19 protein-coding genes and 2 pseudogenes are annotated in these 24,902 nt (G+C 47.4%); 19 read left to right on the top strand and 2 right to left on the bottom strand.

The window, feature by feature from the left end; all coding sequences use genetic code 11:
- Nucleotides 1-17 precede the first annotated feature (17 nt).
- On the top strand, nucleotides 18-1,316 hold the full coding sequence (gene hemL, locus J2Z65_RS25900) for a glutamate-1-semialdehyde 2,1-aminomutase (protein ID WP_167069110.1): 1,299 nt from the start codon (nucleotides 18-20) through the stop codon (nucleotides 1,314-1,316).
- 373 nt (nucleotides 1,317-1,689) lie between these two features.
- Here hemL and J2Z65_RS25895 read toward each other — a convergent pair whose 3' ends face one another.
- Nucleotides 1,690-3,189 (bottom strand): phosphodiester glycosidase family protein, encoded by a 1,500-nt coding sequence (locus J2Z65_RS25895; protein ID WP_167069113.1) that lies wholly within the window; start codon nucleotides 3,187-3,189, stop codon nucleotides 1,690-1,692.
- 266 nt (nucleotides 3,190-3,455) lie between these two features.
- Here J2Z65_RS25895 and J2Z65_RS25890 point away from each other — a divergent pair, with 266 nt between their 5' ends.
- The 6 genes from J2Z65_RS25890 (at nucleotide 3,456) to J2Z65_RS25865 (ending at nucleotide 13,102) form a co-directional block, all read left to right on the top strand.
- Nucleotides 3,456-4,352: an RluA family pseudouridine synthase gene (locus J2Z65_RS25890; protein ID WP_167069115.1), complete on the top strand. Its 897-nt coding sequence runs from the start codon at nucleotides 3,456-3,458 to the stop codon at nucleotides 4,350-4,352.
- Between the two features lie 111 nt (nucleotides 4,353-4,463).
- A complete protein-coding gene (locus tag J2Z65_RS25885; RefSeq protein ID WP_167069118.1) occupies nucleotides 4,464-5,555 on the top strand; it encodes a LysM peptidoglycan-binding domain-containing protein in 1,092 nt (363 codons plus the stop codon).
- A 531-nt stretch (nucleotides 5,556-6,086) separates the two neighbouring features.
- On the top strand, nucleotides 6,087-8,756 hold the full coding sequence (locus J2Z65_RS25880; protein ID WP_167069121.1) for a valine--tRNA ligase: 2,670 nt from the start codon (nucleotides 6,087-6,089) through the stop codon (nucleotides 8,754-8,756).
- A gap of 70 nt (nucleotides 8,757-8,826) precedes the next feature.
- Complete coding sequence (locus J2Z65_RS25875) at nucleotides 8,827-10,206, top strand: bifunctional folylpolyglutamate synthase/dihydrofolate synthase (RefSeq protein WP_167069124.1); 1,380 nt, start codon at nucleotides 8,827-8,829, stop codon at nucleotides 10,204-10,206.
- A gap of 7 nt (nucleotides 10,207-10,213) precedes the next feature.
- On the top strand, nucleotides 10,214-11,602 hold the full coding sequence (gene murC / locus J2Z65_RS25870) for a UDP-N-acetylmuramate--L-alanine ligase (protein ID WP_167069125.1): 1,389 nt from the start codon (nucleotides 10,214-10,216) through the stop codon (nucleotides 11,600-11,602).
- 153 nt (nucleotides 11,603-11,755) lie between these two features.
- The gene (locus tag J2Z65_RS25865; RefSeq protein ID WP_167069128.1) at nucleotides 11,756-13,102 is read left to right on the top strand and encodes an SPOR domain-containing protein; all 1,347 of its coding nucleotides are present in this window, start codon (nucleotides 11,756-11,758) and stop codon (nucleotides 13,100-13,102) included.
- Between the two features lie 115 nt (nucleotides 13,103-13,217).
- On the opposite strand, the gene J2Z65_RS25860 is transcribed toward J2Z65_RS25865, so the two are convergent.
- A complete protein-coding gene (locus J2Z65_RS25860) occupies nucleotides 13,218-14,456 on the bottom strand; it encodes an N-acetylmuramoyl-L-alanine amidase (protein WP_167069131.1) in 1,239 nt (412 codons plus the stop codon).
- A 143-nt stretch (nucleotides 14,457-14,599) separates the two neighbouring features.
- Here J2Z65_RS25860 and J2Z65_RS25855 point away from each other — a divergent pair, with 143 nt between their 5' ends.
- From J2Z65_RS25855 to J2Z65_RS25800, 12 genes and pseudogenes are all read left to right on the top strand, one after another.
- Nucleotides 14,600-14,842, top strand: coding sequence for a DUF4321 domain-containing protein (locus J2Z65_RS25855; RefSeq protein WP_167069134.1), 243 nt, complete (start codon nucleotides 14,600-14,602; stop codon nucleotides 14,840-14,842).
- A gap of 50 nt (nucleotides 14,843-14,892) precedes the next feature.
- On the top strand, nucleotides 14,893-15,501 hold the full coding sequence (locus tag J2Z65_RS25850; RefSeq protein ID WP_167069137.1) for a Maf family protein: 609 nt from the start codon (nucleotides 14,893-14,895) through the stop codon (nucleotides 15,499-15,501).
- Between the two features lie 98 nt (nucleotides 15,502-15,599).
- Nucleotides 15,600-16,052 carry an RrF2 family transcriptional regulator gene (locus J2Z65_RS25845; protein ID WP_167069140.1) on the top strand — a complete coding sequence of 151 codons (453 nt, stop codon included), beginning with the start codon at nucleotides 15,600-15,602 and terminating at the stop codon, nucleotides 16,050-16,052.
- 110 nt (nucleotides 16,053-16,162) lie between these two features.
- A pseudogene (gene radC, locus J2Z65_RS25840) lies at nucleotides 16,163-16,645 on the top strand (RadC family protein); the annotation flags it as partial.
- A gap of 684 nt (nucleotides 16,646-17,329) precedes the next feature.
- A complete protein-coding gene (gene ltrA / locus J2Z65_RS25835) occupies nucleotides 17,330-19,225 on the top strand; it encodes a group II intron reverse transcriptase/maturase (RefSeq protein WP_167069146.1) in 1,896 nt (631 codons plus the stop codon).
- 137 nt (nucleotides 19,226-19,362) lie between these two features.
- Nucleotides 19,363-19,569, top strand: a pseudogene (locus J2Z65_RS25830) (JAB domain-containing protein); the annotation flags it as partial.
- 35 nt (nucleotides 19,570-19,604) lie between these two features.
- Nucleotides 19,605-20,639: a rod shape-determining protein gene (locus J2Z65_RS25825; protein WP_167069149.1), complete on the top strand. Its 1,035-nt coding sequence runs from the start codon at nucleotides 19,605-19,607 to the stop codon at nucleotides 20,637-20,639.
- A 13-nt stretch (nucleotides 20,640-20,652) separates the two neighbouring features.
- On the top strand, nucleotides 20,653-21,525 hold the full coding sequence (gene mreC, locus J2Z65_RS25820) for a rod shape-determining protein MreC (RefSeq protein ID WP_342357359.1): 873 nt from the start codon (nucleotides 20,653-20,655) through the stop codon (nucleotides 21,523-21,525).
- 13 nt (nucleotides 21,526-21,538) lie between these two features.
- A complete protein-coding gene (gene mreD, locus J2Z65_RS25815) occupies nucleotides 21,539-22,066 on the top strand; it encodes a rod shape-determining protein MreD (protein ID WP_167069152.1) in 528 nt (175 codons plus the stop codon).
- Between the two features lie 72 nt (nucleotides 22,067-22,138).
- On the top strand, nucleotides 22,139-22,798 hold the full coding sequence (minC, locus tag J2Z65_RS25810; protein ID WP_167069155.1) for a septum site-determining protein MinC: 660 nt from the start codon (nucleotides 22,139-22,141) through the stop codon (nucleotides 22,796-22,798).
- Between the two features lie 35 nt (nucleotides 22,799-22,833).
- Nucleotides 22,834-23,628: a septum site-determining protein MinD gene (gene minD, locus J2Z65_RS25805; RefSeq protein WP_167069158.1), complete on the top strand. Its 795-nt coding sequence runs from the start codon at nucleotides 22,834-22,836 to the stop codon at nucleotides 23,626-23,628.
- 7 nt (nucleotides 23,629-23,635) lie between these two features.
- A complete protein-coding gene (locus tag J2Z65_RS25800; protein WP_167069161.1) occupies nucleotides 23,636-24,784 on the top strand; it encodes an FtsW/RodA/SpoVE family cell cycle protein in 1,149 nt (382 codons plus the stop codon).
- Nucleotides 24,785-24,902 lie beyond the last annotated feature (118 nt).

Here is a 24,902-nt window from a genome sequence, read left to right as displayed (position 1 = left end):
AACGGGGGTATGAAAGTATGGGAAATTCGAATAGAATCGACACGCGCTCATCAGCCGCATTTCAAGAATCCAAGAAGGTAATTCCCGGAGGTGTCAACAGTCCTGTTCGCGCCTTCAAATCAGTTGGATTGACTCCTTTATTCATGGAAAAAGGCTTTGGTTCCCGCGTCACGGATATTGACGGCAACACGTTTATTGATTATGTAGGCTCCTGGGGACCGCTTATTGTAGGGCATGCCCATCCTGTCGTGTTGGAAGCGATAAAAGCGACTGCCGAGAAGGGAACGAGCTTTGGCGCTCCCACACTGCTCGAGACGCAAATGGCGAAGCTGGTTATTGACCGCGTGCCGTCGATTGATATGGTCCGCATGGTGAATTCAGGGACGGAAGCGACGATGAGCGCATTACGGTTAGCCCGTGGATTTACGAAACGGGACAAGATCGTCAAGTTCGAAGGCAGCTACCATGGCCACGCAGATTCTCTGCTGATCAAAGCCGGTTCCGGCGTTGCGACACTTGGCTTGCCTGACAGTCCAGGCGTCCCTAGCAGTGTAGCCACGAATACGATCACAGTGCCTTACAATGATTTGGATTCTGTGAAATTGGTGTTTGAGAAGTTCGGTGAAGAAATCGCCGCTCTGATCGTTGAACCCATCGCTGGGAATATGGGCGTTGTCCCTCCGGCTCCAGGATTCTTGGAAGGTCTGCGTGAAACGACGAAGCAATATGGATCCTTGCTTATTTTTGATGAAGTAATGACAGGCTTCCGGGTGCACAAGAACTGCGCACAAGGCCTGTACGGCGTTACACCGGACTTAACTTGTCTGGGTAAGGTTATAGGCGGAGGACTCCCTGTAGGCGCTTATGGAGGCCGTCTGGACATTATGGAGCAGATGGCTCCTGCGGGTCCGATCTACCAAGCGGGTACGCTGTCCGGAAATCCGTTAGCAATGGCTGCCGGTTTTGCGACATTGTCCCTATTGGGCGAGCCGAATGTGTACGAGGAGCTGGAGCGCAAATCCGCGATGCTTGAATCCGGCTTTGCACGGAATGCGGCAGAATTTGGTGTCGCAAGTACGATAAATCGGGTTGGCTCAATGGTTTGTCCGTTCTTCACCGAGCTGAAGGTTACGAATTACGAGACGGCGAAAATGTCGGATTTAGCTAAATTTAACGCTTACTTTGGTCATTTGCTTGATTTGGGCGTTTCAGTTGCACCTTCGCAGTTTGAAGGCATGTTCGTATCCACGGCACACACGGATGATGACATTGAGGCGACGATTGAAGCGCACCGTGAGGCGTTAAAGCGATTGTAGGTTAGTTTTGCGGAGCTAGCCTATGCCTATGTGGCTGGAACGACTGTACTCCGACGAGCGCACGGATGCAACGTCCTAAATAAGGGAACGCCATTCCTTTATTTAGACGAAAAGCAGAAATCCAAGGGCTGGAGGGGAACTGCAAGGCCTTATTTCACCCTATCGCATAAATATCTGTTTACAATGGGAGAATAGCGGACCCTGGTTCCCTCTCCCTCGCACACAGAACCGTTTTTGGCAAAATAGCACCCTGTAGTTCCCAAATCTGCCCGCGCTACCTGAATTCTTACATGTCTAATAAGAAAGAGGCTGTATCCGAGTCATCATCAGTGATGACTTCGGATACAGCCTCTTTTGCAATCCTATGTAGCAATTAGCTTGTTTTGGGCGGCGAGCTAGCCGCTGGCTGGGAGGGGTTAGCCTCATTGCCGTTTCCTTGCTGGCTTTGTCCTTGCGTTGTGCTAGGGTTCGGTGTTGGCGTTGCGCTCGGTTTAGGTGTTGAGGAAGCTCCTGTAGTGGAGCCTCCTGTACCTGTTGTTCCGCCGCCGTTTCCTGGTGTAGGAGTCGGTGTTCCCGAAGCTGGTGGCGTTGGTGTCGGTGTTGGCGACGGTGTAGTTTGCGGCTTCGCCGTCGGACTTGGTTTGACAGAACCGTTATCCGATTCTGAAGGACGCTGCGTTGTTCCGCCGCCATTCTTGCCTGTCTCATTGCTGGATTCAGGTTTGTTTGACGGTGTTGGCGTTGTTGAAGGTTTTGGTGTTGCTTTAGGTGGGTTTGCTTTCTTCTCTGCTTGTTCTTTCAAGAAATCAGGATGATCGTAAGCACCGCCAGGATCGATGGTTGTAAGACCCGCCCAAACGTTCTTCACGACCACATCTTCCGGATGATCGAAAACGAGAAAAGCAGAAGGTAAGCGGCGCTCACCGTATCGGCTGGAAGGCTTCGTAATCAACTCATCGTTGTACACCATCTCGGAAGAGGCTCCGCCATCCAAGAAACCGGCGTTGATGACGCCATCAGCCAGGAAGATATCTTGTACTTCCTTAAGCGTTGCGCCTACGCTGTGGGTTTGACGGCCGTCGATAACGATGAAGATGACAGTACCGTCCGCTTTTTGGCCGACAGCTGTACGAGGTGCTCGTCCCCAGCCGCCGTCACCGCTCGTAATCAATGGCTTGCCGTTTGCGATAACGCGCGGATAGAATGAAACGGCATCCGTGACGCCGAGCTTCAACAGATCGTCAATCGTATATTTCCCGATAATAAGTGTGCCTTCTTTGGTAAAGCCTACAATGTGCTGTGGAATGCTGCCTTCTTGGTCGGTATAAAGAATTTCTCCGCCGGACATAATAGCTCCAATTGGGGCAAAGCCGTTTCCTAGACCGTCCGGATCGTTAAATCCTCCGCCATTTACGCCCGCGACAGCGCCTGTGCGCTGAACCATGGATGTGATTCGTTCGCCTTCACCTTGCTTAGCAGGAACGACAACGCGAATGGTGCGCGGATCGTAGACATACATCTTTTTGCCTTTCCAGAATTGACCGGAAATATCCTCGACCTTAACGAGACTTTCAATAGGACGATTTGTATTAAATTGAACGGCATGCAAGTCTTGCTTTTCAACCGAGTTGACTTCGGTCAAATTTTGCATTTCAAGAACCATCTGATCTCTGCGCTGTGCGCCTACGAAAATCCAAGCCCAATCCCGATGCTGCGTGGTGATGACCGTCTTGGCTAAATACTCGCGAATAAATGTCCCTGGCGGGGTCAGATATAAAAAACTTGAACTAAGGAATGTACATACCGCAATAACAAGTAAAGTGCGCTTTAACCAACTATAACTGCGAAAATGTTCTAAAATTGAACTACCCAAGTTGTCCCTCTCCTGCTCTAGTATTCTATTTGATGATTCAATGTCGAAAAAAATCAATACTAGACTTATATTATCATATTTTCACATGCAATTGATATTGGTAATTGTTAAAATAAAGTGTACGCCCATCCAATATCCTTAAGGAGTTATTGATCCATGAAACGATACTATTTTTTTGATTTTCCTATAGATTTAATGTTTTTGACCTTCATCTTTCTATTAATCCTGCTAGCTATTGTATTTTCTTTTCATAGAGGGTCGCGTTCATGACAGAGTGGAAACGCAGTGGGGAATGGTTGGAGCTGCCTCTTCCAAATGCGGCGTGGAAGCCCTTGAGGCCAGGGGCTGTAGAGGAAATTGCAGCTTTGCTGCCCGTGCCGCGCAAGTACTTTTTGCGCCTAGCATCCAAAGGCCTTATCCGAGTGCAAGACGAGCTGGTGAGACTTCACGTATTTCCGAAAGAAGAGGCTGCTTTCAGAGCGGAACAGCATGATATTGACGTCCTCTATGAGGATGATTTCTGTCTGGTCGTCAATAAACCGGCAGGCATGTCTGTTCATCCTTCGGAAGCAGGTCAAGGCGGTACGCTTGCTTCTGCAGTCGCCTACTACTACGAATCGACGGGTCAAGCCTGCGCTGTGCGGCATATTCATCGTTTAGATCAAGATACGACCGGGGCTGTTTTATATGCCAAAAATGAATGGGCTCATGTCCTGCTTGATGAAGCCATGCGTGATAAACGGATTGATAGACGTTATGTGGCCGTAGCAGAGGGCATATTCAGAAAGAACCAAGGGACCATAGATGCACCTATCGGCAAAGACCGTCATCATTCCGGAAAGCGGAGAGTTGCTCCTGGCGGAGATCAAGCGGTGACGCATTACCGGGTGATTCGCCAGCTGAAAAATGCAGCACTGGTAGAGTTGGAGCTGGAAACAGGCCGGACGCATCAGATTCGAGTCCACTTAAGCCACCTGGGGCATCCGCTTGCGGGGGATGCCTTATATGGCGGTTCAACCCGCTATTTTCACCGCCAAGCGCTGCATGGGGAAAAGCTTACGTTCGAGCATCCGGTCACACAAAAGTCGATCGAGGTTCATGCTCCTTTGCCACTTGATTTCCAGCAATTATTGGACAAAGTCGAGGCAACAACAAAAATGTAGTCATGCCATGCCCTCTCCACCCATATACTTAGAAAGACAAACAAGTAAATGGCCCAGCAATCCGAGAATGCCCTCCGGCATCCGGGTTTGATGGAAGGGAGGATTAATCCGGTGTCTGAACAACAACCAGGTCTAAGATTCGATATCTATGAACGCGTTCATTTGCAAGAGGATTTGGCGGGAATACAAGAGTTGAATGATGTAGAATTGGTTCCTCACATTCAGGTGCTTACTTTGGATGATCAAGCGATACTGAAAGGGAATTTGCTGCTTACAGGCAATTATGCCAGTGAAGAAGGGGGAGCACCCAGACTACTTGAGCATTTGATTCCGGTGGAAATCACACTACCCTTAAATCGCATTCATCGCGTGGAAGATATTCAAGTGGATATTGAGAATTTTGACATTGATTTGTTATCTTCGAGAAGCTTGAATGTGACAGGTGTGCTATCTCTGCAAGGCGTTGAAATTGTATCTGCTCCGGTAGAGAGCTGGAAGGAAGAAGAGGAAGTTACGTTCGTGCATGAAGTTGATTTCCCACGGTACGAGCCGCCTCCCGTGAATCCCGCACAGCCGGTTCAGGAAGCTCCGACAAATGAACCGATCCCAATGCCGTATTCGCAGTTCAGTCCACAGGTAGAGCAGCCAATGGTTCAACCGACGCCCGTGCCAATGCCAATTAATGAAGAGCCTATGTCTTCGCCTCCTTCGCAGCCTTCACCGCCTGCCATTGAGGAAGATGAGTATGATGACGGCGGATCCGCCGTCGTTGAGATTGAACAAACCGAATTGAAGGTGACACCCCATTCGGACAGCACGGTGGTTACGGAAGAGAAGAAGGATCTCAAGGTTGCATTCGGTAAAAAGGCCAATGAGGCTGTCGACCTCAACCCGTACGGCCTCAAATCGTTGCTCTCAAAAGCGGGCTCCTACCTTACGGACAAGAGGCGGGCGGAGGAAGAAGCGCAAGCCGCGCTTGCCGAGGAGGCACGGATAGACGCCGTCGAGTGGAAACGTCTGTTTCTGCAAAGCCAGACGAATTCGCAGGAATTTAGAAAGCTGAAAATGTGCATCGTTCAAAAGGAAGAAACGTTGGAGACGATTGCCAAGCGCTATCAGATCAATCCGCGTGAGCTGCAGCTTTTGAACAGACTGGGTGATCAGGAGATTTCAGCAGGGCAGGTTATTTATCTACCCAGATAGACTGGATACATAAACAAGAGCCTCTGGCTGCTTTCGCGGCTGGGGGCTCTTATTTTTTTGTCGTAACAACTTTTTTGGCGACAGCATATTTTACTTATAATCGGTAATACTGGATTGATATATTGACTCTATTTCAAATGTTCGTTATCATATGATGTAATCCTTTTGAGTAATATTGGAAACGTTGATAGGGAGTAGTAGGCGGAATGCCCTTCAGAGAGTGGAACTGCAGCGCTGAAAGGTTCCATAGGAAGCAACCGAACGAAGTCGCCCTGGAGTTGTGAATGTGATGGCAAGCGTCCGCTACTTGTGGAATAGCTTACTTAGCATTTGCCGGCCGCAGCCGTTATCTGTTTGAGAGCCACGCGTTTCATGTTTTGAAGCTGCGCGGAATAAAGGTGGTACCACGGAAGCAAGCCTTTCGTCCTTTGCGGGCGGAGGGCTTTTTTTGTTTGAATTGACCCAAAGCTAGCGCTTAATACAGGCCCCCAAAGCCTATTTCACAGATATAACAGTAATGGAGGTAATCTTATGACCGAAGCGAATGAAATCAAAGAGCAACTGCAAATGCCTACCACGTACGACCCCAAAGAAGCGGAGCGAAAGTGGTACGATTACTGGATTAAAAATGAGTTTTTCAAAGCGGGCGGCCGTCCGGAGGCGGAAACTTACACGATTGTGATTCCGCCTCCTAACGTTACGGGTATGCTGCATATCGGGCATGCGCTTGATTTTACACTGCAAGATATCTTGGTTCGTACGAAGCGGATGCAGGGTTTTGATACGCTGTGGCTGCCTGGCTCTGACCATGCTGGTATTGCGACACAAACCAAAGTTGAACAAAAGCTCCGCGAGGATGGCCAATCCCGGTATGATCTGGGGCGCGAGAAATTCCTTGAGAAAGTATGGGAATGGAAAGAGCAATATGCGAACACAATTCGCGAGCAGTGGGCCAAAATGGGCTTTTCTTTGGACTACTCCCGTGAGCGCTTTACGCTCGATGAAGGGTTGTCGCAAGCGGTTCGCGAAGTCTTCGTAAGCTTGTATGAAAAAGGTCTCATTTACCGCGGCAACTATATTATTAACTGGGATCCTGCAGCCCGCACGGCGCTATCGGATATTGAAGTAGAGTATAAAGAAGTTCAAGGCGCGCTTTATCACTTGCGCTACAAAACAACAGACGGCCTGGATTCCATCGTTGTCGCTACAACGCGTCCTGAGACGATGCTTGGGGATACGGCAGTTGCTGTACATCCGAAGGATGAGCGCTATCAGCATTTGATTGGCAAGAAATTGCTGCTTCCAATCGTAAATCGCGAGATTCCGGTTATTGCGGATGAGTACGTTGAGAAAGAGTTCGGAAGCGGAGCCGTCAAAATTACGCCTGCGCACGATCCGAACGATTTCGAAGTAGGGAAGCGCCATGATCTGCCGCAAATTCTTGTTATGGATGAAACAGGCACGATGAATGCGAATGCAGGTCCTTATCAAGGCAAAGATCGATTCGAGTGCCGCAAGCAAATCGTTGCCGATTTGAAAGAACAAGGCGTTCTGATCAAAATTGAAGAACATGTTCACCAAGTAGGCCACAGTGAGCGCAGCGGTGCTGTCATCGAGCCGTACTTGTCCACACAGTGGTTCGTGAAAATGCAGCCGCTTGCCGATCAAGCGATCGATGCGCAAAAATCAGGCAAAGGCGTAAACTTCGTACCAGATCGCTTTGAGAAAATTTATTTGAACTGGATTGAAAATGTTCGTGACTGGTGCATTTCCCGTCAGCTATGGTGGGGACACCGCATTCCAGCATGGCATTGCGCGGATTGCGGTCAAATTACGGTTTCCCGCGAGGACGCTTCAGCTTGCTCACATTGCCAAAGCACGAACCTGAAGCAAGATAATGACGTTCTTGATACATGGTTCAGTTCCGCTCTATGGCCATTCTCCACATTGGGCTGGCCGAATGATACAGAGGACCTTAAACGCTACTATCCGACGAATGTTCTAGTAACGGGTTATGATATTATTTATTTCTGGGTTGCCCGGATGATCTTCACGGCTCTTGAATTTACGGAGCAAATTCCGTTCAAAGACGTGCTGATGCATGGACTTGTACGCGACTCCGAAGGCCGCAAAATGTCCAAATCGCTTGGCAATGGCGTAGATCCGCTAGAGGTAATCGAGAAATACGGCGCAGATGCTATGCGCTACATGATTTCCACGAGCAGCACGCCGGGGCAGGATCTCCGCTTCCGTTGGGAGCGTGTGGAGCAAGCGCGGAATTTTGCCAACAAGATTTGGAATGCTTCCCGCTTTGCGCTCATGAATCTCGAAGGCGTTACGGCTGCAGATATCGATTTGACAGGCCAATTGGGTACGGCAGACCGCTGGATTCTGCACCGTTTGAACGAAACGGTTCGCGAAGTAACCCGATTAATTGACAGCTACGAATTCGGCGAAACCGGCCGCTTGCTGTATAACTTCATCTGGGATGACCTCTGCGATTGGTACATTGAGTTCAGTAAATTGAGCTTATACGGAACTGATGCAGCTGCAAAGAAGAAGACGCAATCCGTTCTGGCCTATGTGCTAGACCGCACGCAGCGTTTGATTCATCCGTTCATGCCGTTCATTTCCGAAGAAATTTGGCAGCATTTGCCGCATGAGGGTGAAACGATTACGCTCGCTTCTTGGCCGACGGAGAACCCGGCGTTCGAATCGCCGGACGCTGTTCGTGAGATGGAACTTCTGATGGATGCCATCCGCTCCGTTCGAAATATCCGCTCCGAGGTTAACGTGCCGATGAGTAAAAAGGTTGAACTGCTGATCAAACCGGCAAGCAGTGAGACGCAAAGCATTCTTCGTAAAAATGAAGAGTACCTGAAGCGTTTCTGCAATACGTCCCTGCTTCAAATCGATGCCGAGATGGCTGCGCCAGAGAAAGCGATGACCGCGATCATTACAGGAGCAGAGCTGTTCCTGCCGCTGGCCGGGCTGATCGATATTGCCCAAGAACTCGTGCGTTTGGACAAAGAACTGCAAACCTTGCATGGGGAAGTTGAGCGTATTGAGAAAAAGCTGGGCAATGAGGGCTTTGTGGCCAAGGCTCCAGCGAAGGTAATCGAGGAAGAGAAGGCCAAACTTGCTGATTATGCGGATAAGCGGGATAAAGTGATAGCTCGTTTAGCGGAATTAAAAGGATAATTGGAGTAAACCAACGATTGCCTAGCTTTTGTATGCAAGGTGATTCATATAGTAAATGAGGATGAGATCGATGAACGAAATCAAAGATAGCCATCCGGCAGCCGCCTTCCAGAGCGCGCAAGAAGCAATTGCCTGGATTGTTGGCCGGATGGAGAAACTTGGCATCAAACCGGGACTTCAACGGATGCAAATGTTGATGGAAAAGCTCGGTCATCCCGAACGCAGATTGAAATTCATTCATGTGGCGGGAACGAACGGCAAAGGCTCTACTTGTGCGTATTTATCGTCAGTCTTGCGGGCATGCGGCTATGATGTGGGGACGTTCACGTCCCCTTACTTAGAAAAGTATACGAATCGTATCCAAGTGAACGGTGCGGATATTCCGGACGATGATCTGCTTAGACTGGTGAATGACATGAAGCCTGTCATTGACGAGATTGCCGAAACAGAGCTCGGCTCTCCGACGATGTTTGAAATTTCTACTGCGCTTGCCATTATGTATTTCGGCAAGGTGGCATATCCCGATTATGTGGTATGGGAAACAGGCTTAGGGGGAAGGCTGGATAGCACAAATATCGTGAATCCGGTCGTGACCGTTATTACCAATGTAGGCCATGACCATATGGACATTCTTGGAGATACCATCGAGAAGGTTGCCGCAGAGAAGGCTGGAATTATTAAGGCGGGCGTGCCCGTCATTACCGCAGCCCAGCCTCATGAAGGCTGGAGCGTTATCGAGCAAACAGCTCGAGCGAAGAAAGCAACACTGTACACGCTTGGTGATCAATTCGATTATGCGAATGTGACAAGTGAGTTGGATCTTCAGACTTTTGATTTCAAGGGCCCGTTCCGGCCGATCCCGGGCGTGCCGATTTCGCTCAATGGCGAACATCAGCTGAAGAATGCCGCTGTAGCGGTAATGACGCTGGAAGTGCTTCGTCAATATTATGCTTGCATCGTCGATGATGAAGACTTGTACAAAGGGCTGAAAGAAACTCGTTGGCCGGGCCGGCTTGAGATGATTTCGAACGAGCCCCGTATTCTACTCGATGGCGCGCATAATCCTGAAGGAGCCGCGACACTTGCCGCAGCGCTCCAAACCGTATATAGTTACCGAAAGCTGAATCTCATGATGGGAATGCTTTCGACAAAGAATCATACGGGCTACCTCAGGCATATACTACCATTGGTGGATACACTTATTCTTACGGAACCCGATTTTCATAAAAAAGGGGATGCCACTATGCTCGCAGAGCTTGCACGTGAGCTTCTCCACGATATGAACCGTCAGGTGGATATTGTGGTTGAGCCCGATTGGAAGCGAGCATTAGAAATCCTTACAAGCAGAACTGAGCAGGATGATCTGGCGGTCGTATCCGGCACGCTGTATTTAATCTCTGATGTTCGTTCTTGGATTACCTATCAAACCGATTCTGAAAAAGGATGGTGAGAACGGCGTGAGTCAAGCAGAACACGTACATTTTATAGGCATCGGCGGATACGGCATGAGTGCTATTGCCAAAGTCATGCTTGAGATGGGATACCGGATTTCCGGTTCCGACCTGGCACACCAAGAATTAACGGAAAAGTTGAAAGCGAAAGGTGCGCAAGTTTTCATCGGGCATGAAGCCCGCAATGTTTCTGGCGCTGATTTGGTTGTTTACTCGACAGCCTTATCCAAAGATAATGTCGAGATGCAAGCGGCGGAAGAATTAAACATACCTGTCATTCACCGCTCTCAGATGTTGGCAAGACTGATGAATGAACGCAAAGGCATTGCGGTTGCGGGAGCTCACGGCAAAACGACAACTTCCTCGATGATCGCTCTCGTTATGGAGATTTGTGGTACAGACCCGACCTATATTATCGGCGGCGAAATCATGAATGTGGGCAGCAATGCCAAAGCAGGCAAAGGCGAATTCGTTGTGGCTGAAGCCGATGAAAGCGATGGAACTTTCCTTCAATATCATCCGACGCTTGCCTTAGTAAATAACATCGAAGCAGATCACTTGGAGAACTATAACGGTGATTTCGAGAACTTAAAGAAAGCTTACAAGCAATTCCTCAGTCAAGTGAGACCCGGAGGAAAAGCGATTGTTTGTCATGACGATATGTTCTTACGTGAGATGATTCCGTCCATTCAAAGCGAAGTCATTACGTATGGGATAGATAATGACGCAGACTATGTGGCCAGCGATATTTCGTTAGGCGACCGCAAGGTTACGTTCAACGTCCACTGCAAAGGCGCGCTGCTTGGGCAGGTTAGCTTATCCGTACCAGGTAAGCATAACGTATATAATGCATTAGCTACGTTAATCACTTGTTTGGAAGCGGGACTGCCTTTCGAGAATATTGCCGATGCCATTCAAGAGTTTCGCGGGGCTAAGCGTAGATTCCAAGTGCTTGGGGAAGTTGAGAACATTCTGGTCATTGATGATTACGCTCATCATCCGACTGAGATTCAAGCGACGATTTCCGCTGCCAAAGCAACAGGTAAACGGATCATTGCCGTTTTCCAACCTCAACGCTATACGCGAACCTATTACTTATTTGAGCAGTTTAGCCGCTCCTTCGATGAGGCCGATGAGGTAATTATTACCGACATCTATTCTCCTGCCGGCGAGAAGCGGATCGAGGGCGTAGATTCAGCCAAGCTGGTTGAATTGATCAAGAGCAACAGCAATTCCAATGTGCAGCACATTGCCACAAGGGAAGAAGTTCTCCATTACTTAATCGACCATGTGCAGCCGGGAGATCTGGTTTTGACCATGGGTGCGGGAGATATTTGGAAAGCGGCTGACGGTTTAGCGAAGTCATTGCGGAAGAAACACGAAACGAACGGTTAGAGAAAAGATCGCTGTAAGCCAATTGGCTGGAGGCGGTCTTTTTTTGCTTAACCAAACATATTTCAATTCTCTCAATCATAATCTAGTAACAGAAGATTTGGACAAGATGACGGCTGAGCCGTTTCCAAATACATTTTATGAGGAGTGAAGAGAATGAGTAAAGCAAGAATCACGTATCGTTTCGACTCCAAAGAGCCTGCAGATTCCACCCGTAAAGCTTCGCGAGTGCCGGTTTCGGAAGAGAAGGTGATTCCACTCTATCAAGAAGAGTTTAAGGTAGTAGCGAATGAGATAAGAGACAACCGAGATACAGAAGAGATTACCCCCTATCATCAGGCTGAGAGAGAACAGGTAGAAAGCATGTTTGAGCCGCATGCGCTTAATACATTTACGACGGATTTTGGGAGCTGGAGCAGTCAGATTGAGACAGAGGGGGAACGAGTCGAGCGAATTATTCGCGAATCGCAGTCTGTCCGGGAAGAGCAAGGGGTTAGGGATGTCCCCGCTGAAAGAACGGAGCCGATTACGGAGCGAAATCGTGACGAGTGGTCAAGTTGGACGCAAAAAGGTCCTTATATAGAACCGGAAACAGGCGCCAGATACGCCAAATCAAGTGGAGCACCCTGGATTCGCATTGCAACCTCGGTGGCAGGAGCTGTCGTTACGGGGATCGCCTTCGGATTCTTTGTTCTCTCCTTGTTTTCATCATCCGATCGTGATGCTACACAATCCGCATCGGGCCAAACAATCGCTGTTCCTTCAGCTAATGTGCAGGCGGCCGGCCCATCTAAGGCCCCGGGCGGAGCTACAAAAACGGGCACAGATCAAGCATCCGCCCTTCCGGCGGCAGCCGCTGCAGTGACTCCGGTTCAAATTCCTGCTAAATCCTATACATTCCTGCAAAATGGCGTATTCAGCTCCTTGCAGGGAGCCCAAGCCATCCAAGATACATTGAAAAAGAAGGGCTTGGCTTCCGCGCTGGACACCTCGGATAAGCTCACCGTATTTGTAGGATTTGCCAAGAGTAAGGATGATGCCAACACCCTTCGACAACAAGTACAAACGGCGGATAAAACGATAGAAGTGTATATCAAAAGTTTGGATATCCCGGCTGCGACAGGAATTCGTTGGGGCGGGCAAGAGCCAGAGGCGGTTCCTTCTTTTATCACAGAAGGAGATAAGCTTGTGAATACAATTAATGAACTCGCCCTTATTCATCTTGCGGAAACGAAGCCGACTGCGCTATCGGATAGCTCCTTGCAAACCATTCATTCTTCCCATCAGGCACTGACAACGTTATCCACGTCCCTCAATGAAGGTTTAAACGATGACTCCAAGCCTATTGTGCAAAAGATGACTTCTGCACTGAACAGCGCCGTGCAGTCGATGGACGAGTACAAGAAAAGTCCTTCCACAGCGATGCTGTGGCAAGCGCAAACATCCATGATGCAGTACATCCTTGCACAGAAAGAACTGCTTAAGAAAATCAGCGTATCTTAACTAAAAAAGCAGTGTGTCCGCGAGAACTCTATGAAGAGCCTCTGAGGACACACTGCTTTTCTTATCTACCTTGACAAACGCGCTTGTCCTAATAGGACGATGTAGTCGTTTATCCTTACTTCGCGTAATAACGATCTAACAAGGCAGCTATCTCTGCGCGTGTCATCGTTTGTTCCGGTTTGAACGAAGTATCCGTGATTCCGTTAATAATGCCTTTTTGTTTCAGCGCGTAGATCGCATTTGCACTCCACAATTCTGCGGGTACATCGTCGAATGATACCTTGGGAGAAGCGCTTTTCCCCGTGCTTTTTGCAGTCATTTGGATGAGACGGTCGAACAGATAAGCAACTTCACCTCGCGTGATCGCTTGTTCGGGGCGAATCGTCCCATCGGCGTAGCCCTGAAGCAGGTTCAATTTCTGGGCTTTGGCGAAAACAGGGCTTGCCCAATAAGAATCGGGCAGGTCTTTGTATGTTGGGTCAGCCGTCTGACAGCTATAGACCGCAGAAGTTACGCTTCCGTTTGGCGCACACGCCGTTTCTAATTTGCTGAATGAAAATACCCGGTCCATCAGTGTAAGGAATTCGGCTCTTTTCAAAGCGCGATCCGGCTCATACCGATTGGCGATGCCGTCAATAACACCTTTGTTCTTCATGCGAAGTATGGCTTCTCTTGCCCAGTGTCCAAGGGAATCTGTAAACATAGGTGGCGAATAAGCGGCAATGCCGTTCGCAATGCCCAATGCCATTTTGGATCGCATCGCATCGTTTGCAAGTAATGCCGCATCATTGGATTGGCTTAGAAAAGCAGTTTCTACCAGAATACTTGGAATGCTCCCCATTCTGGCTACATAAACAGCGCTTGGAACTAGTCCTAAGTTTTTGGTGCCTGCAGCGGAGACTAGCGCATCTAGTACGTGCTGAGCCAAATCTTTGCTGTAAGGCGTCAACTGTTTCATTTTATCGCTTGCGGGATAATCTTCTTGGGGGTATGCGTTGTCGTAGTAGAGCACCATGCTTCCATTAACCGTGTTGTTAGGATGCGAATTGGCATGGACGGAAACGAATAAATCCGCTTGCAAGGAATCTGTGAAGTTTACGCGCTGTGCGAGTGACAAGTAGGTGTCATCCGTTCGCGTCATGACGACTTCGTAGCCTCGCTTTGCCAGCTCATCCCGGAGCTTCTGGGTGATGTCGAGGTTGACATCTTTTTCTTGTAAACCATTTACACCTGTGGCACCGGGATCGCTCCCGCCATGTCCGGCGTCCAGTACAATTTTGTAAGCAAAAGCTTGGTAAGGAAACGCTATCGTAAGTATAAAAGTGAGCAGGACAAGTCTTTTAAGTAAAGTCATGTTGAAGTACCTCCGATAAACTATCTTACTAGGATCAGCGTAGATTGTAAGCAGGAAACAATCACCATATGGTTACATTTTCATGGAAAAAAATAGTGTGTGCCCGTATAATAGGCTTGTACATAGAAGAGAGGATGACAGCGATGAAAAAAGGCACCTTTACATTAGTGATATTTTTAATCATCGGTTTAATAACCGGGATTATTGTCGGCCAGTTGCTGGCTCCTGTGCCTGCTCTATCTTTTTTGACGAAATCGGCCTCTATTACTTGGGATCCCAAAGCAGACTTGCAAGTTGTGAAATATGAGCTGCATCTACTGGTGAGACTAAACTTGTGCAGTATTCTTGGATTAGTGGGGGCTTTCCTCCTATATCGCAAGCTTTAATCGGCATTGAATCATCGTTCGGACATTATCAAAGGCTAGGAGATGTTTTTATGAGTAATTCCCTTAACCACGAGCAAAGACTTATTCTTGCTTCATCCTCACCGAGGAGGCAGGAACTGATTCAATCACTTGGACTACCCTATATCATTCGGGTGAGTGACGCGGATGAGACCGTAGAAGGAAAAATAACTCCTTCCGAGATGGTAGAAGTTTTATCCATTCGCAAAGCGTCGACGGTTCGGGAAATGCTGGAACCCGGCGAAAAGCACGGGATTATTGTTGGATCTGACACCATCGTCGTTCTCCAAGATGAGGTTCTGGGCAAGCCCGCAGATGAAGAGGACTCCTTCCGGATGCTGAAAGCTCTGCAAGGTACGACGCACCAGGTGTACAGCGGAGTTGCCTGCATTGATGCGGAGACAGGAAAGCGTGTCGCCCTGCACAGCGTGACCCATGTGAAGATGAAGGGTATGTCCGATGCGCAAATTCGCCGCTATATCGCGACCGGAGAGCCTAAGGATAAAGCGGGCTCTTATGCGATTCAAGGGATTGGGAGCACCATCGTAGAATCGATTTCAGGTGACTATTTTACCGTTGTGGGTTTACCGCTTTCCTTGCTAAGCGACATGCTGCTAAACTTTGATATCCAAGTTTTGTAATCTTTCCGTTTCTAAGCGTTCACACATTGACTGTGTAATCTGTAACGGTTACAATGACAGTAGCGACACGACTTCGCATTCTTCAGGGAGGATTGGCCATGAACAGCGAATTTACGATAGCCGTCCACAGTCTCGTATTTCTTGCAAATTTGCCTGATCACATGGCAACCAGCGAAGAAATTGCTGCGAATGTATCCACGCATTCCGCTCGTATCCGCAAAGTTATGGGCTTTCTGCGAAAAGCAGGTTACGTTTCGACCAAAGAAGGCATCGGTGGCGGATTCATTCTATGCCGTAATCCGGACGATGTGACTCTAGGTGAAATTTACCGTCTGACCTGTCACGGCTCTTTGAAGCCAAGCTGGTGCTCCGGCGATGAGAAAAATAACGACTGTATGATTTCATCCAAAATGGATATGCTGATGGGAAATGTTTTCGCTGACGCAGAAAAACAGATGGAATCATACTTCGATGGCTATACCATCGGCAGTATGCTTGAACGAATCAAAGCGTTCGGATGCCCGCAATCGAATAATGAGCAGTTGTCCTAGAAGCCCTCGGATCTTATCAATCCGGGGGTTTTGTGTTGTTTTAAGGGCTTTATCGGTATGAATGGGATACGGATAAGTAACACAACCTACAGAAGGAAAGAGGGGAATTGATGGAAGTCACAAGTTTAATGCTGCGGGAAGTGCCGACGGAGGAAAGGCCTAGAGAGCGAATGCTTCAATATGGAGCCGGGGCATTAAGCCATGCGGAGCTCTTGGCGATTATTCTTCGAACAGGTACGGTTTCGGAGTCTGCGCTTCGTCTGGCCAGCCGCATTTTAAGCGAATCCGGCGGATTGCGCAGCCTTGTGGACATGAGCAAAGATCAGCTTACGCAAATCAAAGGCATTGGCGATGCGAAAGCGCTGCAAATTATGGCCGGCATCGAATTGGGGCGCAGAATTGCCAAAAGCACGTTCTCGGAGCGGGTTACCATTCGTTCACCGAAAGATATTGCTAATTTATTAAGCGAAGATCTTCGGTATTTACAAAAGGAGCATTTCGTCTGTTTATTTTTGAATACGAAAAACCATGTGCTTGCGCAAGAAACACTCTCCATGGGCAGTTTGAACGCGTCCATCGTCCACCCTCGCGAAGGTGCGCCACGTTGCGCATAAGTATGAGCATTGCTCATACGAATAGCGACAGTCAATACTTTGGCTGAACTGTATTACTCAAATCAAGGGGGAAGTACCCTTGCCGTACAGAGTTAACTTACGTACTAAACGTAAGGTACGAGTGCTAAACTCCACCATGCATCCAATAACTGTCAGTAAAGGGTGTGTGAAGCGTGGTAAAGTCGTAACTTGAAGCCTAAGTTTATCATGTCTGATAAATACGGTGTAATAGTGCGGGCATCCGCGAACCTATGGTTAATGCAAATGAAGCTATGGTTGAAGCTCCGTTAGGGTGGCTGATGAAAATCAGAAACAACGAAAATCGGATAGGATACTCTTCTCTTATCTTATTCATCCAAGCCTGAAATGACTTGGAAAGGGATTGAATAACTATAACTCAAACAATTCTCGGATTTTCCGGAGTAAAGTAGCGACCTAAGGGTTCCAATTCAAAGGATAGGTAATATGGAACGTGGGAGACCTTATGTTGGGAACTTGACAGAGTGATGAACAACATAAGGAGTCAGCAGTGTCGTAGTAGTCCGAGATAGAGAAAGTCTATCACATGGCGAAGGACACTAGACGGTTAAATTTTAGAGATGAACAAAAGAGAATTTGGTGACTCCTTGAAATAAAAGGTAACGTACCACGGGAGGTGATCCTGTGCATCTAAACGACAAATTCTCCTCAGAACACGGACTAAAACAAAAGCTTAAGTTCATATTCGACCAAAGCAAAATGGGAAAGAATTTCCATAGTATACTCGAAATCGCATTTAATGAAATCACAATTACCACCGCCATTCACAAGATTAAGTCCAATCACGGATCAAAGACCGCGGGTATTGATGGAATAAACATTGATAAATATCTGCAAATGGACAAGGATGAACTAATTAACCTTATCCAGAAACAAGTCAAAAGATACAAGCCTAAACCAGTCAGACGAGTATATATCCGAAAAACTAATGGAAAGAACAGACCGCTCGGTATTCCAACTATGCTTGACAGAATAATTCAAGAATGTCTGCGCATAGTTTTGGAACCCATAGTCGAGGCGAAAATGTATCCTCATAGCTACGGATTCCGACCTTTCAGAGCCACCAAGCATGCTATAGCAAAAATCATAAACTCCATCAACATTAGAAGTAACACCAAGCCGATTTACGTAATTGAGGGTGATATCAAAGGATACTTTGACAATATCAACCACAAAATTCTGATAAATAAATTATGGAAAATCGGTATTAGAGATAAGAGAGTTCTAGCTATCATCAAAGAAATGCTGAGGGCAGGGTATATCGAACAGGAACTATTAGAGAAAACGGATATTGGTACTCCACAAGGTGGGATTATTTCCCCACTACTGGCGAACGTGTATTTAAACGACTTTGATTGGACAGTAGGTAGGATGTATGAGACAGCTAAATTTGAAGGGCACAATACCAATGTGTCTGGAAAACGTAAATACCTGAAGAATAAAGGGGTAATTCCTAAGTACCTCATTCGTTATGCAGATGACTGGATGATTCTTTGTACTTCTGAACAGGAGGCAAAAAGACTCTTAAGTTACCTCAGAAAATACTTTAAAGCGAAGCTGAAACTGGAGCTATCAGATGAAAAAACAGTCATAACAAACATCACAGAAAAGCCAGCCAAATTCTTAGGGTTTCTAATTAAAGCAGAGGAACGTAGAGCTACTCCTGAAAAGCCAGAGAAAAAGATTGTAGGGAAAAACTATCCGAACCCTAAGAAAGTTAGGGAACAAGTCCGAAAGATAACAAAGGAAATAAGACTGTTAAGATCATTTACCAAAATCGACCAAAGAGCTGCGCAAGTCGAGAAGGTTAATGCAATTATCATTGGGGTAGCGGAATACTGGAAAACATCCATCTGCAACTCGACCTTCGGCTATATTGACGATAAGGTAAATCGAACGGCGGTAAGTACTTTCAAGAGAATTTATGGGAAAAGTTATAGGCAATACGAAATCCCTCTCGAAATGGTGAATAATCGCCCTCAAAGACACGAACAGTATAGTTGGAAAACCTTTGGTATCAAATATGAAGACCTATGGATAGGGCTGACAAAAGCGGGGATAACTCATAGCAAGTGGGAAAAGTACCCATTCAACCAGAAGATAACACCTTATACGGATGAGGGTATCAGTCTCTACCTAAAACAATTTGAAAGGAAGAGACTACCTCTAGACAGACCACCTCTCTATGACGTTGATACTCTAATCGGTGCAACAACCAAAAAGAATAAATACAACTTTGAGTATCTAATGAACCGTGAGTATGCCTACAATCGAGACAGAGGTAAATGTAAAATCTGCGATAACGAACTTCTTTATGGACAACGACACTGTCACCACATCAACAACAAACTACCTGTGAATGAAATAAACAAAGTGAAAAACTTAGCGTGGTTATGTGCGAGATGCCATAGGGTAGTACATGGTAATGACATGCCTGAAAGCTTTGGTAAAAAGGCTATAAATAGAGTCCAGAACTACAGAAATTCTCTGAGAACCAGTTCACTCGAAAGTACGTTATAAATCGTGAGATTATAGGGTATCGAAATCCGCAAAGGAAAGTAGGTTTAATCGTTAGAACGCCGTGTGCGAGGAAACTCGCACGCACGGTGTGGAGGAGGGGAAAAGGGGGAGAGAACTCAAACCCTTACCTATTCCTATTATTCCGAGCGGCAATCAAAAGAAGCAGCGCATCTATCGTTTGTGTACATAATCATCCTAGTGGAGATCCTACGCCAAGTCCGGAAGATATACAGTTAACCCACCGTTTGGTGGAAGCGGGAACTATTATTGGTATTGAAGTGTTGGATCATGTTATCATAGGTGATCAGAGATTCATAAGTTTGAAGGAAGAAGGCTTTATGTAATATAATAGGTTGGCAATAGGAAAGGAGTAACTGCCATGTTCGGAGGCTTTACAAAAGATTTAGGGATTGATTTAGGTACAGCGAATACACTGGTTTATGTAAAAGGCAGAGGAATAATCGTTAGAGAACCTTCTGTGGTTGCTCTACGTACGGATACGAAAACAATCGAGGCTGTCGGAGATGCAGCGAAAAAAATGATCGGCCGCACACCGGGCAACATTCGTGCGATTCGCCCCATGAAGGACGGCGTCATTGCCGATTTTGAGACAACAGCAACGATGATTCGTTACTTTCTGAGACAAGCTCAGAAACAACGTTGGTTATTCCAACGACACCCTAATGTTATGGTTTGTGTGCCTTCCGGCATCACAGCCGTTGAGAAGCGGGCGGTCGAGGACGCAACGAAACAGGCCGGGGCGCGTGAAGCGTATACGATTGAAGAGCCGTTTGCCGCAGCGATTGGGGCAGATCTCCCGGTATGGGAACCAACCGGAAGCATGGTAGTCGATATCGGAGGCGGAACTACGGAAGTTGCGGTTATCTCGCTTGGAGGGATCGTCACGAGCCGCTCCATTCGGATCGCAGGCGATGAAATGGACGAAGCTATCATTCAGTACATTAAACGTACATACAATCTAATGATTGGGGAACGTACGTCTGAAACGTTGAAAATGGAAATCGGCTCGGCACTTCCGATGGAAAAGCCGGAGACGCTTGAAATCCGCGGGCGCGACCTTGTTTCCGGTTTGCCTAAGACGATGAGCGTAACGTCCGATGAAATTACGGAATCTCTAACGGATACGGTCAATGCGATCGTTGAAGCCGTGAAGGTTACGCTTGAGAAGTGTCCGCCTGAATTATCAGCGGATATTATGGATCGCGGGATTGTGTTAACCGGCGGCGGCGGCTTACTGCGCAATCTTGACCGCTTGCTTGCCAGAGAAACCGGCATGCCTGTCTTGGTCGCAGAGAATCCGCTTGACTGTGTGGCGATTGGAACAGGCCGCGCTTTGGAAAACATACATTTATTTAAAAGCAAGTCAGGATCAAGTTCGCGATATAAGCGTTAATATTCGTTAGAAGGTGCTCATTTTGTTTAAATTCATGGGAAACAAGAGGCTGATTTTTCTGATGTTCGGTCTAGTCTGCTTCTTTATATTAATGGGATTAACACTGGGGAACCGAGCACCGATGACATGGCCGGAGAAATTTGTCAAAGACTCGGTATCGTGGACGCAAGGACTCTTCTATAAGCCCGCTGCGCAGGTAGCGGGTTTCTTCGAAGATATCCGCCAGCTCAGAGTCATTTATGAAGAAAATAAGACGCTGAAGCTGACCCTTACACAGTATGCGCGAGATACGCAGCGACTGAATGAACTGGAATCGCAAAATAAGCGGTTGATGGAAGCGCTGGGCTTTACAGAGAGGCAGCGGCAGGCTAACGTGTATACGTATCGGATCGCTGAAGTCGTTACAATCGATCCCGATCCGTACAACAGTACGGTCACGATTAATCTTGGCGACAAGGACGGCATCAAAGAGAATATGGCCGTCATGACGGTGGACGGATTAGTCGGCCGGGTGAGCAAGGTGTTCGGCTTCCACTCGAACGTTCAATTGCTGACGGAAATTACGGATACCGACAACAACTCGAAGGCGATTGCCGTCACAGTGAAGGGCAATGAGAATCAGCCCTTTGGGATGATCGAGTCCTTCGATTCCAAAACCGGAGAGCTTGTCATGAACAAGGTGGAACATGCCGACGAAATGAAAGTTGGAGATACGATTATTACATCAGGCTTGGGACAAGTATTTCCAAAGGGTATTGAAGTAGGGACGATTTCTTCCATCGGTCCAGGGGAATTCGGGATCACCTACAAAGTTATGGTGAAGCCTAAGGCTTCCTTTAACCGTATTCGTGAAGTATTTGTGGTCGAAGTTCCGGAAGTGAAATGAGGTGAGCCGTTACGTGACTCGACATTTGCTGTGGCTCATTCTATTTGGCTTGTTTGTTCTGCAAGGGACCATTGTAGTTTGGCTGCTCCCATCTTCTTGGCAGGCTAGCGTACATGTTACCCCCCATTTTACTCTGGTCTTTATTTTGTTTATCGGTCTTTTTCGTCATCGGCATTCTGCACTCATTTATGGGCTTTTGTTTGGTCTTTTGCATGATTTTAATTATTATGGGGCGATGCTCGGTGTCTATTCTTTCGGGATGGGACTGACCGGTTATTTGGCCGGACTGGCGCAGCGAAGACAGCCTAACCTGATTTTTTATAATTTGCTCATTACCGGATTCGGTTTGCTTTTGTTTGAGTTCATCAATTATGGCATTAACCGCTTGTTTAAGCTCATTGACATTGATATGAAATTTGCTCTCACCCATTACATGCTCCCAAGTGTTCTTTTTAATTTGCTTTTCGCCTTGGTTTGCTACGTTCCTATTCGCAAGCTGCTCGAAGGAAAGCGCATCGTGCCTGCGAATAGCGAAGATTAATTTTCCAGGCGGTTAGCAGGAGAATCTACGACATGAGCCGAAATGTATAGGTTGGGAGGTCGTCATTCAATTATGTCTGTAGCTAAGCACCACGTGATGATAAAAGGGGTCAAAGATGGCCTTGTATTTTTACTAAACGACGCATGCGATTGGCAAGATTTGCTGAAAGAGTTACAGCATAAGCTGGAAAAGACGCATCAGCAAATACTGACCGGACCGATTATTCATGTGCACGTTAAATTAGGCAGCAGGGAAGCAACCGAGGAGCAGAAAGAAGAGATCAGATCTGTCATCAAGCAAAAGGGCAATCTGCTTATTCAATCGATTGAAAGCGAACCTCGAAAAGAAGCTGTCGTAGAACCTGCCGCAAGAATGTCCGCCCTTAAAGGAATGATTCGATCGGGACAAACCCTCCATCATGAGGGTGATTTACTATATTTAGGCGATGTTAATCCAGGCGGAACCATTACCTCTACCGGGAACATTTATATTATGGGCTCACTTCGCGGAATGGCGCATGCCGGGATCGATGGTGATGATAAAGCGATCATTGCCGCTTCTCATATGCGTCCGACTCAGTTGCGGATCGCCGGAATTATTAGCCGTTCTCCCGATGAATGGGGAATTGAAGAGGCTTTTATGGAATTTGCTTATGTGAAAGATGGTAAAATGGAAATCGATAAGCTGCATCAACTTCATCGGATTTGGCCTGATTCGAATTTTAAATTATAGCATTTTATAGAAAATAGCGCGTGGGGTGAGAACACATGGGAGAAGCAATCGTTGTTACTTCAGGAAAGGGCGGCGTTGGCAAAACAACGACTTCGGCAAATCTTGGAACAGCATTGGCGCTTTTGGGGAAAAAAGTATGCATGGTGGACACCGACATTGGCCTGCGCAATTTGGATGTTGTCATGGGACTCGAAAATCGGATCATTTATGACCTTGTGGATGTCGCGGAGGGACGCTGCCGCTTGCCGCAAGCCTTAATCAAAGATAAGCGCTTCGAAGAGTTGTATCTGTTGCCTGCTGCTCAGACAAAGGATAAGCATGCGGTGTCGCCGGAGCAAGTGAGAGATATTGTTCTTGAGCTCAAAAAAGATTTTGAATTCGTGATTATTGACTGTCCGGCCGGCATTGAGCAAGGTTTCAAAAATGCGGTAGCCGGCGCAGACAAAGCAATTGTTGTAACGACCCCGGAAAACGCCGCTGTGCGTGATGCCGACCGAATTATTGGACTGCTGGAGAATGAGAAAATATCATCGCCGAAGTTGATTATTAACCGGATTCGTCCGCTGATGATGAAAAAAGGCGAAATGCTGGATATCGATGAAATCTGCTCGGTACTTGCCATCGATTTGCTAGGCATCGTTCCCGATGACGAGCATGTCATTAAGGCGGCCAACGCAGGCGAGCCTACCGTTATGAACCCGTCGTCCCGCGCGGCGATTGCTTATCGTAACGTGGCACGTCGTATCTTGGGTGACACAGTGCCTCTCATGCAGCTCGAAGACAAGACTGGCTGGGTCAAACGTATGAAAAAGTTTATCGGAATAGGATGATCGTGCTGTGCTTGCAAAACTGAAAAACATCGATATTCCTATTGTTGTCATCTTGTTCGCTTTCATGGTCATCAGTACGATGACCGTTTACAGCGCATCCGTGGATCATCCGTCAATTGTCATCTCGATTTCCAAAATTCTTATTCTCTATGCCGTCGGTTTACTTGCCTTTCTAGCCTGCAGTCTTTTTGATTATCGTGTACTCATTCGGATTGCCCCATTCTTATACGGTATCGGCATCGTGTCTTTGGTGGCAGTTTATTTTTTCGGTAAAAAAATTCACGGAGCGCGCGGTTGGTTTGAGCTTCCGGGAGGCTTGACCTTCCAGCCTGCGGAGCTGGTGAAGCTAATCCTGATCATTTGCGTGACTGCGCTGCTGGCCAAGCGTGGCGGCGAACTGCTGCTGATCAAGAACGATTTAATCCCTGTATGCGCGGCTGTGCTGCTGCCGTTCATCCTCGTTTTGATTCAGCCGGACTTAGGGAATGCGATCATTTTCGTCATTATCCTGCTCGGCATGCTTTGGATCGGCAATATCAAATACTCGCATGTCTTGTTGAGCGTCGTTATTTTTGCAGGGCTGGGTTTCCTGCTGCTCACCCTTTATAAGACGTTTCATACAAGTTTGTTTGAAACGCTCAAAGGCTACGGGTTCAGCCACTGGATGGACCGTATCGACACTTACTTGTATCCACAAGACGTGACGGAAGATGATAGCTATCAAGTGAAAAATGCGATCAGAGCAATCGGGTCAGGGGGGCTGGAAGGCGAGGGCTTCCTAAAGGGAACCTCCGTCCATAGCAACTTCATTCCTTTTGCTTATTCGGATTCTATTTTTGTCGTGGTGGGCGAAGAGTTCGGCTTCCGGGGCTCAGCGGTTCTGCTCCTTATTTATTTCTTGCTCATTTACCGCATGATTCTGATTTCCATCCAAAGCACTCAGCTAAGCGGAGCTTATATCGTGGTTGGTGTTGTTTCTATGTTTGTCTTCCAGATTTTCGAAAATGTAGGCATGATGATCGGCATTATGCCGTTAACGGGAATCACCCTTCCTTTTGTTAGTTATGGGGGAACCTCCTTGTTGATCAACATGCTTTCGCTTGGTCTGGTCATGAGCGTGAAGCTGCATCAGGAACGTGAACCGGAATTGTTTTAAAAAAGCAAAATAAGAGGAGCCCCTGGCCGTTGGCCGGCGGGCTTTTTTTCAGTAAATACCTTGACAAATGCAATCGTCCTAAATGGACGACGAAGCCGTTTATCCTTGGTTCTTCCCA

This window comes from Paenibacillus aceris (assembly GCF_017874035.1).
Classification (GTDB): Bacteria; Bacillota; Bacilli; order Paenibacillales; family NBRC-103111; genus Paenibacillus_E; species Paenibacillus_E aceris.
This window is presented reverse-complemented; position numbering and strand designations above follow the sequence as displayed.

Bases quoted from the DNA above. Each gene is read 5' to 3' on its own strand.
- hemL (WP_167069110.1), top strand. From the start codon at position 18: ATGGGAAATTCGAATAGAATCGACACGCGCTCATCAGCCGCATTTCAA.
- J2Z65_RS25890 (WP_167069115.1), top strand. From the start codon at position 3,456: ATGACAGAGTGGAAACGCAGTGGGGAATGGTTGGAGCTGCCTCTTCCA.
- J2Z65_RS25880 (WP_167069121.1), top strand. From the start codon at position 6,087: ATGACCGAAGCGAATGAAATCAAAGAGCAACTGCAAATGCCTACCACG.
- J2Z65_RS25875 (WP_167069124.1), top strand. From the start codon at position 8,827: ATGAACGAAATCAAAGATAGCCATCCGGCAGCCGCCTTCCAGAGCGCG.
- J2Z65_RS25865 (WP_167069128.1), top strand. From the start codon at position 11,756: ATGAGTAAAGCAAGAATCACGTATCGTTTCGACTCCAAAGAGCCTGCA.
- J2Z65_RS25860 (WP_167069131.1), bottom strand. From the start codon at position 14,456: ATGACTTTACTTAAAAGACTTGTCCTGCTCACTTTTATACTTACGATA.
- J2Z65_RS25855 (WP_167069134.1), top strand. From the start codon at position 14,600: ATGAAAAAAGGCACCTTTACATTAGTGATATTTTTAATCATCGGTTTA.
- J2Z65_RS25850 (WP_167069137.1), top strand. From the start codon at position 14,893: ATGAGTAATTCCCTTAACCACGAGCAAAGACTTATTCTTGCTTCATCC.
- J2Z65_RS25845 (WP_167069140.1), top strand. From the start codon at position 15,600: ATGAACAGCGAATTTACGATAGCCGTCCACAGTCTCGTATTTCTTGCA.
- J2Z65_RS25825 (WP_167069149.1), top strand. From the start codon at position 19,605: ATGTTCGGAGGCTTTACAAAAGATTTAGGGATTGATTTAGGTACAGCG.
- minC (WP_167069155.1), top strand. From the start codon at position 22,139: ATGTCTGTAGCTAAGCACCACGTGATGATAAAAGGGGTCAAAGATGGC.
- minD (WP_167069158.1), top strand. From the start codon at position 22,834: ATGGGAGAAGCAATCGTTGTTACTTCAGGAAAGGGCGGCGTTGGCAAA.